Below are 14,207 nucleotides of genomic sequence, written 5' to 3' on the forward strand. Positions count from 1 at the left end.
GTCCCTCAGACCCCGCCCGGTCCCTCAGACCCCCGCCCGGTCCCTGAGCTTGTCGAAGGGCGGTCCCCGGCGTCACCCCTGCCCTTCGACAGGCTCAGGGACCGGAGGTGGGCCTGGGCGATGGCGACGGGCACTGTTCACCTGCGCGACACCGGCAGGCCCCGATCGCGCTACGTCGCGACCCTAGCTTGTCCTCCAGACGACGGACGCGGTATCCGACGGCCCGACAGCACGGGCGGCCGCCGACGTCACTGGAGGAACCGTGAACACCAGGCGTATGACCGCCCTCGCCATCGTCGCGCTCGCAGCGACCGCGCTCACCGCATGCTCCGCCGGAGCGGACACCGGAGCCGGCTCCGACGTCGACGCCAAGCAGGCGACCTCCGCCGAGGACTTCGGCGGGATGGACGCGCTCGTCGAGGCGGCGAAAGCCGAGGGCCAGCTGAACGTCATCGCCCTCCCCGACACCTGGGCGAACTACGGGAAGATCATCTCCGCGTTCGAGGACAAGTACGACATCACGGTCAACTCGGCCGACCCCGACGTCTCGAGCGCCGAGGAGATCACGGCCGCGAAGAACCAGAAGGGCCAGGACACCGCTCCCGACGTCTTCGACCTCGGCTCCGCCGTCGCCCTCGACAACCTCGACCAGTTCGCGCCGTACCAGGTCGCCAACTGGGACGACATCCCGGAGGGCTCGAAGGAGAAGACCGGCCTGTGGGTCTACGACTACACCGGTCTCGTCTCCATCGGCTACGACGCGGACGCCGTCCCGGCACCGAAGTCGCTCGACGACCTCCTCGGCTCCGAGTTCGCGGGCAAGGTCGCGCTGAACGGCGACCCGACCCAGGCCGGTGCCGCCGCAGCCGGCGTCTACCTCGCCGCCCTGCAGTCCGGTGGTTCGGCCGACGACATCCAGCCCGGTGTCGACTTCTTCCAGAAGCTCAACCAGGCGGGCAACTTCCTGCCCCTCGACCCGACCCCCGCGACCATCGCCTCGGGTGAGACCCCCGTCGTGATCGACTGGAGCTACAACAACCTCGCCGCGGCGACCGAGAACGAGGGCCAGCGCAACTGGAAGACCACCGTCCTCCCGGGTTCGGCCGTCGGCAGCTACTACAACCAGGCCATCAACGTGGACGCCCCGCACCCCGCGGCCGCGCGACTCTGGCAGGAGTTCATCTTCAGCCCCGAGGCGCAGAACCTGTACCTCGCCGCCGGCGCGTACCCGTCGACCCTCGCCGCGATGGTCGAGGCCGACACCGTCGACCAGAAGGCGCTCGACGCCGTGGGCGAGATGCCCGCCGACCTCGTGCAGTTCACGCCCGAGCAGACCGAGCAGGCCACCTCGCTGCTCGCCGAGAAGTGGGCGGCAGCGATCTCCTGATGACCACCTCCGCCACCCGGCGGAGTGAGGCGGGGTCGGCACACGCCGGCCCCGCCGTCTCGCTCCCGCCGACCGACGCATCGGACGCTTCGGCCGCCCCCGCCGAGGCGCGCCCCCGCCGCCGTCCGCGCTGGGCGCTCCTCGGCCTGACGCCGTTCGCCCTGTACACCCTGCTCTTCCTCGCGGTCCCGACGTTCCTCGCCCTCGCCACCGGCTTCTTCGACGGCGACGGCGCGTTCACGCTCGACAACCTCACGGCGCTCGCCGAGCCGGCGGTCCTCGGGGCGTTCGCCAGCTCCTTCTGGGTCTCCGCCGTCACCGCGGTCGCCGGAGCCGTCATCGGAGCCCTCGTCTGCTACGCGCTCCTCGCGGTCCGACCCGACGGGCTCATCCGCACCTTCGTCGATGCGGCCTCGAGTGTCCTCGCCCAGTTCGGCGGCGTCATGCTCGCCTTCGCCTTCATCGCGACCATCGGCATCCAGGGGCTCGTGACCGTGTTCCTCAAGGACCGCCTCGGGGTCGACCTCTTCGCCGACGGCGTCTGGCTCTACCAGGTCCCGGGCCTCCTCCTGCCGTATCTGTACTTCCAGGTGCCGCTCATGGTCATCACCTTCATGCCCGCGATGGAGGGCTTGAAGCGCACCTGGTCCGAGGCGAACGCGACCCTCGGCGGCACGCGCTTCACCTACTGGACCCGCATCGCGATGCCGATCCTCGCCCCCTCCTTCCTCGGGTCGCTCCTGCTGCTGTTCGCGAACGCGTTCTCGAGCTATGCGACCGCCGCCGCGCTCATCAGCCAGGGTGCGCAGATCGTGCCGCTGCAGATCCGCGGTGCGCTCATCAGCGAGACCGTCCTCGGCCGCGAGAACCTCGCCGGTTCGCTCGCGATCGGCATGATCGTCGTGATGGTCGTCATGATGACGGCCTACTCCGCCCTGCAGGCGCGGACGGAACGGTGGCAGCGATGAGCGCCGTCGGCGACTCGGCCACGCCGTCCAAGCTCGCGAGCCGGATCATCCTCGTCGTCGTCGCGGTGGTGTTCGCCGTCCCGATCCTGTCGATGGTCGAGTTCACCCTGCGCGCCGGGATCGACGGCGGCCACGACCTCGGGCACTGGGCCGCAATCCTCGACCCGGAGAACTCGCGGAAGTACCGGGTGCTCTTCCAAGGCATCGGCAACTCCGTCGTGCTCGCCGCGGTGACGGTCCTGATCGTCGTGGTGCTCCTGCTGCCGACGATGATCCTCGTCAAGCTCCGCTTCCCGAAGCTGCAGCGCGTCCTCGAGTTCGTCTGCATCATCCCGATCACCGTCCCGGCAATCGTGCTCGTCGTCGGACTCGCACCGGTCTACTCCGTCGTGGCCAGGCTCCTCGGCAGTGCGCCGTGGACGCTCGCGTTCGCCTACGGGATCACGGTGCTGCCGTACGCCTATCGGGCGATCGCCGCGAACCTGCAGTCGGTCGACGTCGGCACCCTCGCCGAGGCCGCGCGCACGCTCGGCGCCGGCTGGGGGACCGTCCTCGTCCGCGTCCTGCTGCCCAACCTGCGTCGTGGCGTGCTGACAGCGTCGGTCATCTCGGTCGCCGTCGTCCTCGGCGAGTACACGATCGCCTCGCTCCTCGGACGCAACACGCTGCAGACCTCGCTCGTGCAGGTGTCGAAGAGCGACCCCTTCGTCGCGGTGGCCTTCGCTCTGCTGGCGCTCGCCTTCGCATTCGTCCTGCTGTTCATCATCGGCCGCGTCGGATCGATCCGACGCATCAGGGAGACACCATGACCACCATCGACCAGTCGGCACCGGCAGCGACGCCCGGAGACGGACGCCCGGCCGGCGCAGCGGTGCGGTTCGATCGCGTCGTGAAGGACTACGGCTCGGGTGCCCGCGCCCTCGACGGCGTGAGCCTCGACCTCGCGCCCGGCGAGTTCGTCGCGCTGCTGGGGCCGTCGGGGTGCGGGAAGACGACCGCGCTCCGCAGCCTGGCGGGACTCGAGGACATCACCTCGGGGAGCGTGCTCATCGACGGCGTCGACGTCGTGTCCGTGCCCACCAACCGGCGCGACCTCGGCATGGTGTTCCAGTCCTACTCGCTGTTCCCACACCTCACGGTGCTCGAGAACGTCGAGTTCGGCCTGCGCATGCGGAAGGTGCCCGCGGCCGAGCGACGGACGCGTGCCGCCGAGAGCCTCGACCTCGTCGGCCTCGGCCACCTCGCCGCCCGCTACGCCCACCAGCTCTCGGGCGGGCAGCAGCAGCGCGTCGCCCTCGCCCGGGCGTTGGTCACGCGGCCTCGGGTCCTCCTCCTCGACGAGCCGCTCAGCGCCCTCGACGCCAAGGTGCGCGTCCAGCTGCGCGACGAGATCCGTCGGATCCAGTCGGAGCTGCAGATCACGACCCTCTTCGTCACGCACGACCAGGAGGAGGCGCTCGCCGTCGCCGACCGGGTCGCCGTCATGCGCGCCGGTGTCATCGAGCAGATCGGGACGCCGGAGGAGCTCTACTCGTGGCCGTCGTCGCCGTTCGTCGCGGAGTTCATCGGCCTGAGCAACCGGATCGCTGGTGTGCTCGTGCCCGGTGGCGTCGAGGTGCTCGGGCAGGTGCTGCCGGTGATCGGCGAGCAGCGGGGGGACGGGGCCGTCGTCGCGCTCGTGCGGCCGGAGGACGTCGTGTTCACCGACGCGACGGAGCCCGCGGTCGGGTCCGCTGCGGTCGTGCTCACGTCGAGCTTCCTCGGGCCGGTGCGTCGCACGACCGTCGAGCTGCCGGACGGCACGCTGGTCGCGGTGCAGCACGGTGCGACGGAACGACTGGAGGCGGGGGAGTCCGTCCGCGTCCGCTTCGCCGGTCGTCCCGTCCCGGTGCAGGCGGCCTGAGCACCGGTCCCCGAGCCCACCACCGGTCCCCTGAGCCCACCACCGGTCCCCTGAGCCCACCACCGGTCCCTGAGCTTGTCGAAGGGCTACGCCTTCGCGTTCTGCCGTGGCACGACGACCTGCTTGATGATCAGCAGGATCGACGCCGTCACCGGGATGGAGACGAGGGCGCCGAGCAGCCCGATGAGCGAACCGCCGACCATCGCGCCGATGACGACGAGGGCGCCGGGTACTGCGACCGCCTTGTTCATGACCCGCGGCGTCAGCACGTACGACTCGATCTGCATGTAGACCAGGTAGTAGACGATGACGATGAGTGCCGTCGTCGGTGAGTCGAACAGCCCGACGGTCGCGACGACGACGGTCGCGATGATCGAGCCGACGAGCGGGATGAGCGTCACGAAGAAGATGACGACGGCGAGGATCCCGGCGTACGGCACCCCGACGATGAGCATCATGATGAGCCCGAGGACGGCGTTGATCCCGGCCAGCACCACCATGCCGCTCACGTATCCGCCGATCGAGGCGGTGATCTGGTCGGTGATCGACACGACGCGCGGCCGGGAGCGACGGGGCACCAAGGAGTAGAAGGCGTTCTTCATCGCCTGCATGGACGCGAGGAAGTAGAGCGCGAGGACGAGGGCGATGAAGCCGCCGAAGAAGCCGTTCGCGATGCCGACGCCGAGGTTGAGGGCGCCGCCGGCCAGGACGACCCACGTCTTCGGGTCGGCGGCCACCCCGTAGAGCCAGTCGAGCGCGCCCTGGAGGTCGACGCCCGGACCGAGGTAGTCGCTCAGGGACCGGAACCACTCCTGGTCCTGGATGCCGGTCAGGAAGGTCGGGGCGTTGCTCACGAGTTCGACGGCCTGCCGGGTGACGACGGGGATGACGAGGGCCAGGAGGAGCGCGAGCAGGACGGCGAAGACGGCGAAGACGATCGCGATCGCGAACGGGCGCTTGATGCCGCGTGCCTCGAGCCGGACGACGACAGGGTCGAGGCCGAGCGCGATGAAGAGGCCGACGGCGATGGAGACGAGGATGGTCGACAGTGAGCCGAGGGTGAGGACGAGCAGGATGGCCGCGAGGGCACCGAGTGCTCCGACGAAGCCGATCGCGAAGGGGCGCTGGAGGGTGGTCCTGACGGTGGTCGTCACCTCGGCCGGGCGATGGGCACGGAACCGGACCCGCTGCTGACGTGCCGCCGGACGCAGCGGCTGGTGGCGATGGGGTGCACTCGTCATGCCGCAAGCGTATTGCCCACCGCCCGTTTGCCCGACAGCTGTCGTGGTACCGGAGGATGAGACCGGGCCCTGCAGGATCACCCGACTGCGGGATGTGCCGGGTGCTCGGGTTCAGGACGATGGGAACATGTCATCGATCACCCGTTCGCACGCCGTCCACACCCGGGTCACCGCACCGCTGCGGGCGGTCCCGCTGACGGAGCCGATGCCGAGCCGGCGCGACGAGGCCGCGGAGCAGGGAGTGGTCGCCGAGCGCGTCAGCGCTACGGCACACGTCGCCGCCGGCGCTGCCGGGGTCGACCTCACCGCCTCGGTCGAGCCGACGCAAGCGCCCGCGGCCGGAACCGACGGGACCGACGCCGGAACAGGCCTCCGGTTCCTCGGTGCGGGCTGGGCAGCCGACGCGGCGGTCTTCGCCCAGTACCGCCGCCGCGGCAACTGACCGCGAGGTCCACGCCGGGTCCACCTCGCGGATGACCCGGGCGGCGGAGCTTGCATCGCCCGGCCGACGCGCCGAGGGACACCTGCCGCCGACGATGGGAGCATGAACACTTCGATCCTCTCCGCACGCGGACTCACGAAACAGTACGGGCCGACCGTCGCCCTCGCCGGCGTCGACCTCGACATCCTCCCCGGTGAGTCGGTCGCCATCATGGGTGCCTCCGGCTCCGGCAAGACCACGCTCATGCATGCGCTCGCCGGGATCGTCACCCCCGACACCGGCTCGATCGCCTTCAGCACCCCGACGGGCGTCGTCCGCGTCGACCAGCTCGACGAACGGCACCGGTCGCAGCTGCGGCGCGAGTCCTTCGGCTTCGTCTTCCAGCAGGGCCTGCTCATCCCCGAGCTGACCGCCGTCGAGAACGTCGCCATCGCGCTGATGCTCGGCGGGACACCGCGCATCGCCGCTGAAACGAGCGCGGCGGCGTGGCTCGCCGCCCTCGGACTGGCCGGCATGGAGACCCGACGGATCGGCGAACTGAGCGGTGGTCAGGCGCAGCGCGTCGCGATCGCCCGCGCCCAGGTGACCGGTGCCCCCATCGTCTTCGCCGACGAGCCGACCGGCGCGCTCGACTCCCGGACCTCAGCCGATGTCATGGGAGCCCTGCTCCACGCGACGACCGGGCAGGGACGCACGCTCGTCCTCGTGACGCACGACGAGACGGTCGCCGCGCGGTGCTCGCGGACCATCCGCCTGGCCGACGGTCGGATCGTCGGGCAGCCGGGCGGGGTCGGCGCGCCGACCCCGCCGCAGCAGTTCGCGACCGGGCAGGCACCCGTGCCGCAGCAGGTGCAGCAGCCGTACCCGCCGCAGCAGCTCCTGTACCAGCAGCAGCCCCCGTACCAGCAGCAGCCCGCCGGGCAGCCGTTCCCGCCGCAGCCGTACGCCCAGCCCGCTGCGCAGCCGTACCCGCCGCAGGCCCACCCGGGTCAGGCGACCGGCGTCGTCCCGAACGGAGCCCGACCGTGACCGCCGCAGTCGGGGTCGCACCGACCCGGATCCCGGTCCCCGCCGGCAGCGGTCGCAGTCCCGTCGTCCGTCTCACCTGGATGCTCGCCCGCCCGGGCGCGCAGAGCCCTGCGACGATCGTGCTCCCGGCGGTCGCGTTCGCCGTGACCACCGCTCTCGTACTCACGGTGCTCGGCGGCGCGATGATGTTCTGGCGGTGGACCGGTGAGACGGCCTTCATCTACCAGGTGCTCAGTGTGCTGGCGCTGGCCCTGCTGCTCGTCCCGCTCGGCTCGCTCGGCGGGGCGGCCGCGCGGCTCTCCGCCCGGCGCCGCGACGACCGACTCGCCACCCTCCGACTCCTCGGCGCGACACCCGGCACGGTCACGGCGATGACCGTCCTCGAGTCGGCCGGGGTCGCCCTCCTCGGTGCGTTCGCCGGGATCCTGCTGTACCTCGGCATGCTGCCGCTCGTCGGGCTCATCCCGTTCGGTGGTTCCCCGATCGGGGTCGAGGGCGTCTGGGTCGGTGTCCCGATCATCGCCGCGGTGATCCTCGGTGTCGTGCTGCTCGCAGCAGCGAGTGCCGCCATCGGTCTCCGCGCGGTGAACGTGAGCCCGCTCGGCGTCCGCACGAAGCAGCAGGCGCCGACCGTGCACTGGCTGCGCATCGTCGTCGGGGTCGTCGTCGTGATCGTCGCCTACGGCATGCTCTCCGTCGTGACGGGGTTGCAGGAGGTCGCCGTCATGATCGCCGTCCTGGGGGTGGGGTTCGCTGCCGGCGTCGGGGTGCTCGGGTTGATCGGCCCCTGGGTCGTCGGGGTGATCGGCCGTGGGTCGGCCAAGCGTGCCAAGACACCGGAGCGGCTCCTCGCTGCCCGCACGATCCTGGAGTCGCCGAAGGCGGCGTGGCGTCAGGTCAGTGGCGTGGCGATGACGAGCTTCGTCGCCGTCGTCGCCGGGACCGGGGTGGCGCTCATGGACGCCGCCGGAGGTTCCGACCTCGACCGTGAGAGCGCCATCCTCATCGACGACATCCGCACCGGCGTGATCATCACGCTCGTCGCGTCGTTCCTCATGGTCGCGTGCTCCGTCGGGGTGAACCAGGCGTCGGCGGTCCTCGACCGGCGAGACCTGTACGTCAGCCTCGACCGCCTGGGGGTGCCGCGGGACGTCATGGAACGGGCTCGCGGTCGCGCGGTCATGCTGCCCCTGCGGGTGGTCGCGCTGGGCTCGGCCGGACTGGGCGTCCTCCTCGTCCTGCCGATGGCCAGCATCAGTGTCATCCTCGCCCCGCTGTCGGTCCTCGTCATCGTCGGGTGCTTCGCCGGTGGCATCGGGCTCGTGTGGGCGGCCCTTCGCGCGACCCGTCCAGTCGTCTCCGGGGTGCTCCGAGCGCCCGAGCGCGTCTGACCGCCCGGCCCGCACGACGGGAGCGCCCGTTCCGTCCCCTGCATGACGCGGGGAGGACGGAACGGGCGCTCTCGGTGAGGTCGGGTCAGCCCGTGACGACCGCGATCTCGTTCGGGACGCCGGGCAGTTCACCCGTCGTGATGTCGCCCGACGCGAGATCCACGGCGTGGATCGACTTCGTCGCCGGGTCGGTCACGTAGGCGACACCGTCCTGGACGACGAGCGCCGGGTGGGCGTCCTGCCACTCAGCCGGCGGCTCCCAGGCGTCGATGACCTTGATCGTGTTGGTGACGGCACCCGTCTGCTCGTCGAGGATGTGCAGCGAACCGTCGTTGCCGAGCACGATAACCTCGTCGCTCGGCCCTCGCGCGACGTCGCGCCAGGTGTAGCCGACGCCCTCCGGCAGGTCGACGATCTTGGTCGTCTTCGCGACCGTGTCGGTGAACGCGAGCTGGCGGAGGTCGTAGCCCTCGGCGTCGGGGTCGCTGTTGTAGTCGCCGACCGCGATGGAGGACGTCTCGCTGACGTACTGGTTGCCCGTGCGCCCGTAGGCGTCCGGCGCCTGGATCTTCGTGAAGACGCCGCTGTCGTAGACGAGCACGCCGTCGCTGCAGCCGAACACGACGACCTCGTCCTTGACGGTGCCTTCACCGTGCACCGACGGGCACTGCTCGTTGCGGGCGATCTCGGTGCGCGAGTCGTCGAGCACCCGGACACCGGTTCGGGCGTCCGGGGTGCCGATCGTGGACAGCACGGTGCCGTCCTCGAGCTCGATGGCGACACCGTGGTGCGCGGCCTCCGACGGGATCGTCTCGGTCTCGGGCAGTTCGTCGGTGGCTTCGAGGAGGTCAGCGCTGTCGAAGATCGTCGTGTCGCCGGAGCCGTCGGCGAACAGGATGGTCTTGTCGGCGTGACGGACGACGTGGCCTGCGGTGTCGGCGGGGAAGACGAGGTCGGTCAGGACCGGGTCGGCCTGCTTCGAGGTGCCGTCCTCGTCCGTCCACGTCCCGGTGTCGAGGACCTGGAAGCCCTTCGTCGTGGTGACGAGCACGTGCCGCCCGTCGCCGGCGGCGTTCACCCGGTTGAACCCGTCGAGTGGGAGGTCGCCGACCACCTCGAGGGATGCAGCGTCGAGGACGAGGAGGCCGCCGTCGTAGGTCAGGGTGATCCGACGCTGCGGGTCGGCGGAGGTCGACGCGCTCGGGTCGGGCGCGGAGCCGCTCGCGGTCGAGCATCCGGTGAGGAGGAGGGCCGCGGCGGTGCCGACGGCGAGGAACGGGACCCGGCCGCGCTTCAGGCGCGGAGCCAGGGGACTGCGGTGGTGCTGCTGCATGGTTTCCTATCGGTTCGTGGACGCCCGCTCAGGGCGAGAGTCCGGTGGCGATGCGCTCGGTGTTCGCGCGCATCATGGTGAGGTAAGTGGGAGCGTCGCCCGACTCGGCGGTCAACGACTCGGTGAACAACGGGACGACGGCGACGTCGACGTCCGCCTCGTCGGCGAGCACCTGCACGAGCCGGTCGGGTTGCGAGGAGTCGGCGAAGATCGTCCGGACGCCGGCCTCCTCGATCGCGGTAGACAGTTCGTCGAGGTCCGAGGCGCTGGGGGCCGCGAGCGTGGTGCCGCTCGGGATCACGGCGCCGATGACCTGGAAGTCGTAGCGGGCGGCGAGATACCCGAACACGTGATGGTTGGTGACGAGCTTCCGCTGCTCAGCCGGGATGGCGGCGAACGCCTCGGCCATCTCGGCGTCGAGCGCCTCGAGCTCGGCCGTGTACGTGGCGGCGTTCGCCTGCAGCTCGGCCGCGTCGAGCGTGGGTATCTCCTCGAGCAATGCCTCGGTGACCCCGTCCACGACCGACGCCATCTGCGTCGGGTCGGTCCAGAAGTGCGGATCGGTCGCGCCGGACGCGGTCTCGAGGACGTCGACGAGCGAGCCGGCCTCGACGATCGGTACCCCCTCGTCGGCCGCGGTCTCCAGGTGCTGGGTGAGTCCCTCCTCGAGTCCCAGGCCGTTCGACACGAGCAGCTGCGCACCGGTGATGCGCGCCGCCTGCCGCGCGGAGATCTCGAAGGAGTGCGGATCAGCGTCGGGCGGCATGAGGGTCAGGACCTCGGCCTGGTCGCCGACGAGTTCACCGACGACGTCGCCGAGGATGTTCGTGGTCACGACGACGAGCGGGCGGTCGTCGGCGCTCGCCGCACAGCTCGTCAGGCCGGTGCCCAGCACGAGGCCGGCCGTGAGGACGGCGGTCGTGCGCAGGAGGACGGTCGTCCGGGGGATGGTCGCTCGCATGGTCAGCGTCCCGTCTCGGCGAGGAACGCCGGTGCCGTGTCGAAGGTGAAGGTGCGGGCGATCCGCGCGGCGTCGCCGTAGTCGATCTCGGAGACGGTGCGCGTGCCCGGGGTGTTCAGGTAGGCGCGGTTCTGGTCGACCTCCAGCTGGACGCCGGTGGCGAGGTCGGCTGCACCGACGAGTGCGGCCGCGGTCCCCGTCACGGCGCCGGTGGCACCGTCGATGACGAGGAGGTCGCCGGTCGTCGTGAGGCCGACGACGTGCTGGTCGCGGTCGTCGACGGCGGTGACCAGCTGCATGGGTGCGGGGGTCGGCAGCAGCGCCCAGCTACGCTCGCGGGTGTCGAGCAGCCATGCGCCGGAGGTGCCGGCGACGGCGGCGACCGTCGGACGGCCGGGACGCGCGTGGAAGGACGTCGCGCGGTCGGCGGCGGCGACAGCCTGCGGATAGGGGATCGCCTCGAACGTGGGTACCGGGTCGGCCTCGCTCGAGCTGCGGTCGACGACGGCGAGGAGCGCGCCCTCCGCGCAGCCGATGACGACGCCGACGTTGGTCGTGATGCTGCCGGCCGGATCGGTGCACCCGGCGAGCACAGCGTCGGCAGCGGTCACGGACGCCGACGAGGGGTCGAGGAGGTCGCCGTCGATGCCATGGAGATGCAGCTTGCCGGTCCCGTCGGTCGCGACGACCGTCTCGCCGATCGGCACGGTGATCCCGGGAGCACCGGGCGAGGTCCGGATCCGACCGGACTGCGTGATGTCGCCCGTGCCGAGTGCGGCGGTGTCGAGGAGGAGTGTCTCGCCCGAACCGGCGAACCGCACGGCGGTGGTCGTCGAACCGGCGGTGATCGTCGCTGGTCCGTCGCCCTCGATCTCGCCGACGACCCGCGCCTCGGCGCGGTAGTAGTGCTGGTGGTCCTCGTGGTCGACCGTCCACACACCGGTGTCGATGATCGTCACGGTGCCGGCGGGCTCGGACTGCGCGGCGACGAACCGGCCGTCGCCCGTGAGCGCCGAGATCGGGCCGAGCTCGGCGAGCGTCGTGCGCTCCTCGCTGAGCAGGTCGGTCAGCTCGACGGTGCCGTCGACGTCGGCGGTCGCGAGGTGCAGTTGCGGTTCGGGGAGCTCGCTCGCGCCCTCGACGTAGCCGTGTCCGCGCGGTTCGTCCGAGGCCGTTGCTGCGGGTGATGCCGACCCCTGCGGCGCGCAGGCGGTGAGGGTCAGTGCGAGGGTGCCGAGAGCGAGCGCGGTGCGTGTGGCGCGGGGGAGCCGGTCGTCGGTCGGGCGGATGCCGCCTGGTCGGATGGTCGGTCGGAGGAGTCGGTGCACGGTGCGCTTTCCAGATGGGTCGGTTCGGTGAGGTGGTCGTCGGGGTGGTCGAGGTGTCGGTCGGTGGGCCGCCGGAGCCGTCCGACGAGCGCCCGCGCGCCCCACGACACCGTGGCGAGGAGGATCGAGCAGGCGGCGATCGACGCTCCGGCCGCGGTGTCGCCGTACCAGGAGAGGAGCAGGCCGAGCAGCACGGCGAGGCCGCCGAAACCCGTGGCGAGCAGCATGATGAGCGGGATGCGACGCGCCCAGTGGGCCGCGGCGACGGCCGGCCCGAGGAGGAGGGCCACGACGAGCAGGGTGCCGACGGCGCTGTACGAGGCGACGACCGCGAGGGTCACGAGGCCGACGAGCATCGCGTGGGCGAGTCGCGGCCGGAGGCCCATGGTCTGAGCGACCCGGCGGTCGAAGGCGAGCGCGACGAACGGGCGGTGGAAGGCGACCGCGACGCCCACGGTGACGAGGAGGGCGATGGCGAGGCCCACCAGGTCCGCGGGCCGGATGGCGAGGATGTCGCCGAAGAGGATCGCCGTGAGGTCGGTGGCGAACGATCTGCTCGACGACACGATGATGACCCCGAGGGCCAGCATGCCGACGAAGAGGAGGCCGATCGAGGTGTCGTGGGACAGCCTGCCGCGCCGCGAGACGAGGCTGACGCCGGCGGTCATCACGACCGCACTGACGGCCGCGCCGGCGACCGGCGGCAGGCCGAGGAGTGCCGCGGTGGCGACGCCGGGCAGCATGCCGTGGGCCATCGCCTCCCCGAGGAACGCGAGGCCGCGGAGGACGACCCAGGTGCCCACGACACCGCAGACGGCCGCCACCAGCAGACCGCCGACGAGGGCGCGCAGGAGGAAGGCCGCGGTGAACGGCTCGGTGATCCAGGTCATGGTCGAGCACTCTACATGAAAATGATTCTCAGTATTGATAGGGTGATGACATGCGATCCGCGACGAGCACCCCTCGCCCTCCGATGTCGGGACGGCCCGTCGTGTCCGGCATCCGACTCCACGACGTGTCGGCCGAGTACGACGGCGCGCGCGTCCTGCACGGGATCTCAGCCGAGGTCGGGGCGGCCGCCATCACCGTCGTCACCGGGGCGAACGGAGCGGGGAAGTCGACGCTGCTCGCGGTGATCGCGGGCCTCCACCGACCGACCTCGGGCGGCGTCGACGGCCTCGACGGTCGGTCGGCCGCCTACGTCCCGCAACGCAGTGCCGTGCCTGAGCGCTTCCCGGTCACGGTGCGCGACGTCGCGTCGATGGGACGCTGGCCGACGCTGCGTCGCTGGTGGGGTCGACTCGGGGCTGGGGACCGACGCATCGTCGACGAGAGCCTCGCCCGCCTCGACGTCCTGCACCTCGCCGGGCGCTCCTTCGGTGAGCTGTCGGGCGGGCAGCGCCAGCGGGTCCTCGTCGCGCAGGCGCTCGCGCGTGAGGCCGACCTGCTGCTGCTCGACGAGCCGACCGTCGGCCTCGACCGTGTTGCCGGGCTGGCGATCCGCGAGGTGCTCCGGGCGGAGGCCGACCGTGGCGCGACGGTGGTGGAGGTGACGCATGATCCGGTCGCGGTCGCGGAGGCCGACGCGCGGGTGCACCTCGAGGCGGGATGTCTCGTCGAGGATCCGCGGTGAACCGGCTGGGGGATCGCCCGGCGACCCGTCTCCGGTCCCTGGCGCGTTGCTAGAGTTTTCGCATGAGCCAGGCCGAGCAGCAACCCGAACCCACGACCGGCGCCGCTGCGGCGGACGCCCAGGCGGCCACCGAGCGATTGGGCCGCCTGCGGAGCAGCATCGACAACATCGACGCGGCACTCGTCCACCTGCTGGCCGAGCGGTTCAAGTGCACCCAGGAGGTCGGTCGCCTGAAGGCCGAGCACGACATGCCTGCGAGCGACCCGGCGCGCGAACAGCGGCAGATCACCCGTCTTCGGGCGCTCGCCGAGGAGTCGCACCTCGATCCGGCCTTCGCCGAGAAGTGGTTCAACTTCGTCGTCGCCGAGGTCATCCACCACCACGAGCGTCTCGCCAACCAGCACTGATCCCGCGTGTTCCGTTCCGCCAGCGCGGTGCGCTGACGCGAGCGCGGGTCTGTGGCGTGAGCGCGGGTCTCCGGAGGGTCGCGCCCACGCGTGTGGCCCGCGGTCACGCCCGTTCGTGTGCGGTCAGGCCCGTTCGTCCGCGCTCGGCTCGATTCGCGCGCGGTCACGTCGGCGCACCGCGCTG

At 71.4% G+C, this 14,207-nt stretch carries 13 protein-coding genes and 1 pseudogene; 9 read left to right on the plus strand and 5 right to left on the minus strand.

Features of this window, described 5'->3' with window-relative positions:
• The first annotated feature begins 277 nt into the window (after positions 1 to 277).
• From GV015_RS07135 to GV015_RS07150, 4 genes are read left to right on the plus strand one after another with little or no spacing between them, the layout of a single operon-like run.
• Entirely contained in the window at positions 278 to 1,387 is a 1,110-nt protein-coding gene (locus GV015_RS07135; RefSeq protein WP_159880163.1) for an ABC transporter substrate-binding protein, read from the plus strand.
• Positions 1,387 to 2,355, plus strand: a complete 969-nt coding sequence (locus tag GV015_RS07140; RefSeq protein WP_236555362.1) for an ABC transporter permease subunit — start codon at positions 1,387 to 1,389, stop codon at positions 2,353 to 2,355. Before GV015_RS07135 ends, GV015_RS07140 begins: the two co-directional genes overlap by 1 nt.
• Positions 2,352 to 3,164 carry an ABC transporter permease gene (locus GV015_RS07145; protein WP_159877610.1) on the plus strand — a complete coding sequence of 271 codons (813 nt, stop codon included), beginning with the start codon at positions 2,352 to 2,354 and terminating at the stop codon, positions 3,162 to 3,164. The genes GV015_RS07140 and GV015_RS07145 overlap by 4 nt, the downstream gene beginning before the upstream one ends.
• Positions 3,161 to 4,258 carry an ABC transporter ATP-binding protein gene (locus tag GV015_RS07150; protein WP_159877612.1) on the plus strand — a complete coding sequence of 366 codons (1,098 nt, stop codon included), beginning with the start codon at positions 3,161 to 3,163 and terminating at the stop codon, positions 4,256 to 4,258. The genes GV015_RS07145 and GV015_RS07150 overlap by 4 nt, the downstream gene beginning before the upstream one ends.
• Positions 4,259 to 4,344: 86 nt before the next feature.
• Here the strand turns inward: GV015_RS07150 and GV015_RS07155 are convergent, their stop codons facing one another.
• The gene (locus GV015_RS07155; protein WP_124768621.1) at positions 4,345 to 5,499 is read right to left on the minus strand and encodes an AI-2E family transporter; all 1,155 of its coding nucleotides are present in this window, start codon (positions 5,497 to 5,499) and stop codon (positions 4,345 to 4,347) included.
• A gap of 127 nt (positions 5,500 to 5,626) precedes the next feature.
• On the opposite strand from GV015_RS07155, the gene GV015_RS07160 reads away from it, so the two are divergent.
• The 3 genes and pseudogenes from GV015_RS07160 (at position 5,627) to GV015_RS07170 (ending at position 8,361) form a co-directional block, all read left to right on the plus strand.
• Entirely contained in the window at positions 5,627 to 5,941 is a 315-nt protein-coding gene (locus GV015_RS07160; protein WP_086474678.1) for a hypothetical protein, read from the plus strand.
• Between the two features lie 102 nt (positions 5,942 to 6,043).
• Positions 6,044 to 6,721: pseudogene (locus GV015_RS07165) on the plus strand (ABC transporter ATP-binding protein); the annotation flags it as partial.
• 245 nt (positions 6,722 to 6,966) lie between these two features.
• Positions 6,967 to 8,361 carry an FtsX-like permease family protein gene (locus GV015_RS07170; protein ID WP_229940344.1) on the plus strand — a complete coding sequence of 465 codons (1,395 nt, stop codon included), beginning with the start codon at positions 6,967 to 6,969 and terminating at the stop codon, positions 8,359 to 8,361.
• A gap of 85 nt (positions 8,362 to 8,446) precedes the next feature.
• Here GV015_RS07170 and aztD read toward each other — a convergent pair whose 3' ends face one another.
• From aztD to aztB, 4 genes are read right to left on the minus strand one after another with little or no spacing between them, the layout of a single operon-like run.
• On the minus strand, positions 8,447 to 9,694 hold the full coding sequence (gene aztD, locus GV015_RS07175) for a zinc metallochaperone AztD (protein WP_159877616.1): 1,248 nt from the start codon (positions 9,692 to 9,694) through the stop codon (positions 8,447 to 8,449).
• Between the two features lie 28 nt (positions 9,695 to 9,722).
• The gene (aztC, locus tag GV015_RS07180; protein ID WP_159877618.1) at positions 9,723 to 10,655 is read right to left on the minus strand and encodes a zinc ABC transporter substrate-binding protein AztC; all 933 of its coding nucleotides are present in this window, start codon (positions 10,653 to 10,655) and stop codon (positions 9,723 to 9,725) included.
• Between the two features lie 2 nt (positions 10,656 to 10,657).
• On the minus strand, positions 10,658 to 11,983 hold the full coding sequence (locus GV015_RS07185) for a hypothetical protein (protein WP_236555363.1): 1,326 nt from the start codon (positions 11,981 to 11,983) through the stop codon (positions 10,658 to 10,660).
• Entirely contained in the window at positions 11,875 to 12,873 is a 999-nt protein-coding gene (gene aztB / locus GV015_RS07190; protein ID WP_159877620.1) for a zinc ABC transporter permease AztB, read from the minus strand. Before aztB ends, GV015_RS07185 begins: the two co-directional genes overlap by 109 nt.
• A 50-nt stretch (positions 12,874 to 12,923) precedes the next feature.
• Here aztB and aztA point away from each other — a divergent pair, with 50 nt between their 5' ends.
• Positions 12,924 to 13,616 carry a zinc ABC transporter ATP-binding protein AztA gene (aztA, locus tag GV015_RS07195; protein ID WP_201299372.1) on the plus strand — a complete coding sequence of 231 codons (693 nt, stop codon included), beginning with the start codon at positions 12,924 to 12,926 and terminating at the stop codon, positions 13,614 to 13,616.
• 62 nt (positions 13,617 to 13,678) lie between these two features.
• Positions 13,679 to 14,023: a chorismate mutase gene (locus GV015_RS07200; protein WP_064296108.1), complete on the plus strand. Its 345-nt coding sequence runs from the start codon at positions 13,679 to 13,681 to the stop codon at positions 14,021 to 14,023.
• The last annotated feature ends 184 nt before the right edge of the window (positions 14,024 to 14,207 follow it).

It is taken from the genome of Plantibacter sp. T3 (assembly GCF_902506515.1).
Classification (GTDB): domain Bacteria; phylum Actinomycetota; class Actinomycetes; order Actinomycetales; family Microbacteriaceae; genus Plantibacter; species Plantibacter auratus.

Bases quoted from the DNA above. Each gene is read 5' to 3' on its own strand.
- GV015_RS07135 (WP_159880163.1), top strand. From the start codon at position 278: ATGACCGCCCTCGCCATCGTCGCGCTCGCAGCGACCGCGCTCACCGCA.
- GV015_RS07140 (WP_236555362.1), top strand. From the start codon at position 1,387: ATGACCACCTCCGCCACCCGGCGGAGTGAGGCGGGGTCGGCACACGCC.
- GV015_RS07145 (WP_159877610.1), top strand. From the start codon at position 2,352: ATGAGCGCCGTCGGCGACTCGGCCACGCCGTCCAAGCTCGCGAGCCGG.
- GV015_RS07150 (WP_159877612.1), top strand. From the start codon at position 3,161: ATGACCACCATCGACCAGTCGGCACCGGCAGCGACGCCCGGAGACGGA.
- GV015_RS07155 (WP_124768621.1), bottom strand. From the start codon at position 5,499: ATGACGAGTGCACCCCATCGCCACCAGCCGCTGCGTCCGGCGGCACGT.
- GV015_RS07160 (WP_086474678.1), top strand. From the start codon at position 5,627: ATGTCATCGATCACCCGTTCGCACGCCGTCCACACCCGGGTCACCGCA.
- aztD (WP_159877616.1), bottom strand. From the start codon at position 9,694: ATGCAGCAGCACCACCGCAGTCCCCTGGCTCCGCGCCTGAAGCGCGGC.
- aztC (WP_159877618.1), bottom strand. From the start codon at position 10,655: ATGCGAGCGACCATCCCCCGGACGACCGTCCTCCTGCGCACGACCGCC.
- aztB (WP_159877620.1), bottom strand. From the start codon at position 12,873: ATGACCTGGATCACCGAGCCGTTCACCGCGGCCTTCCTCCTGCGCGCC.
- aztA (WP_201299372.1), top strand. From the start codon at position 12,924: ATGCGATCCGCGACGAGCACCCCTCGCCCTCCGATGTCGGGACGGCCC.
- GV015_RS07200 (WP_064296108.1), top strand. From the start codon at position 13,679: ATGAGCCAGGCCGAGCAGCAACCCGAACCCACGACCGGCGCCGCTGCG.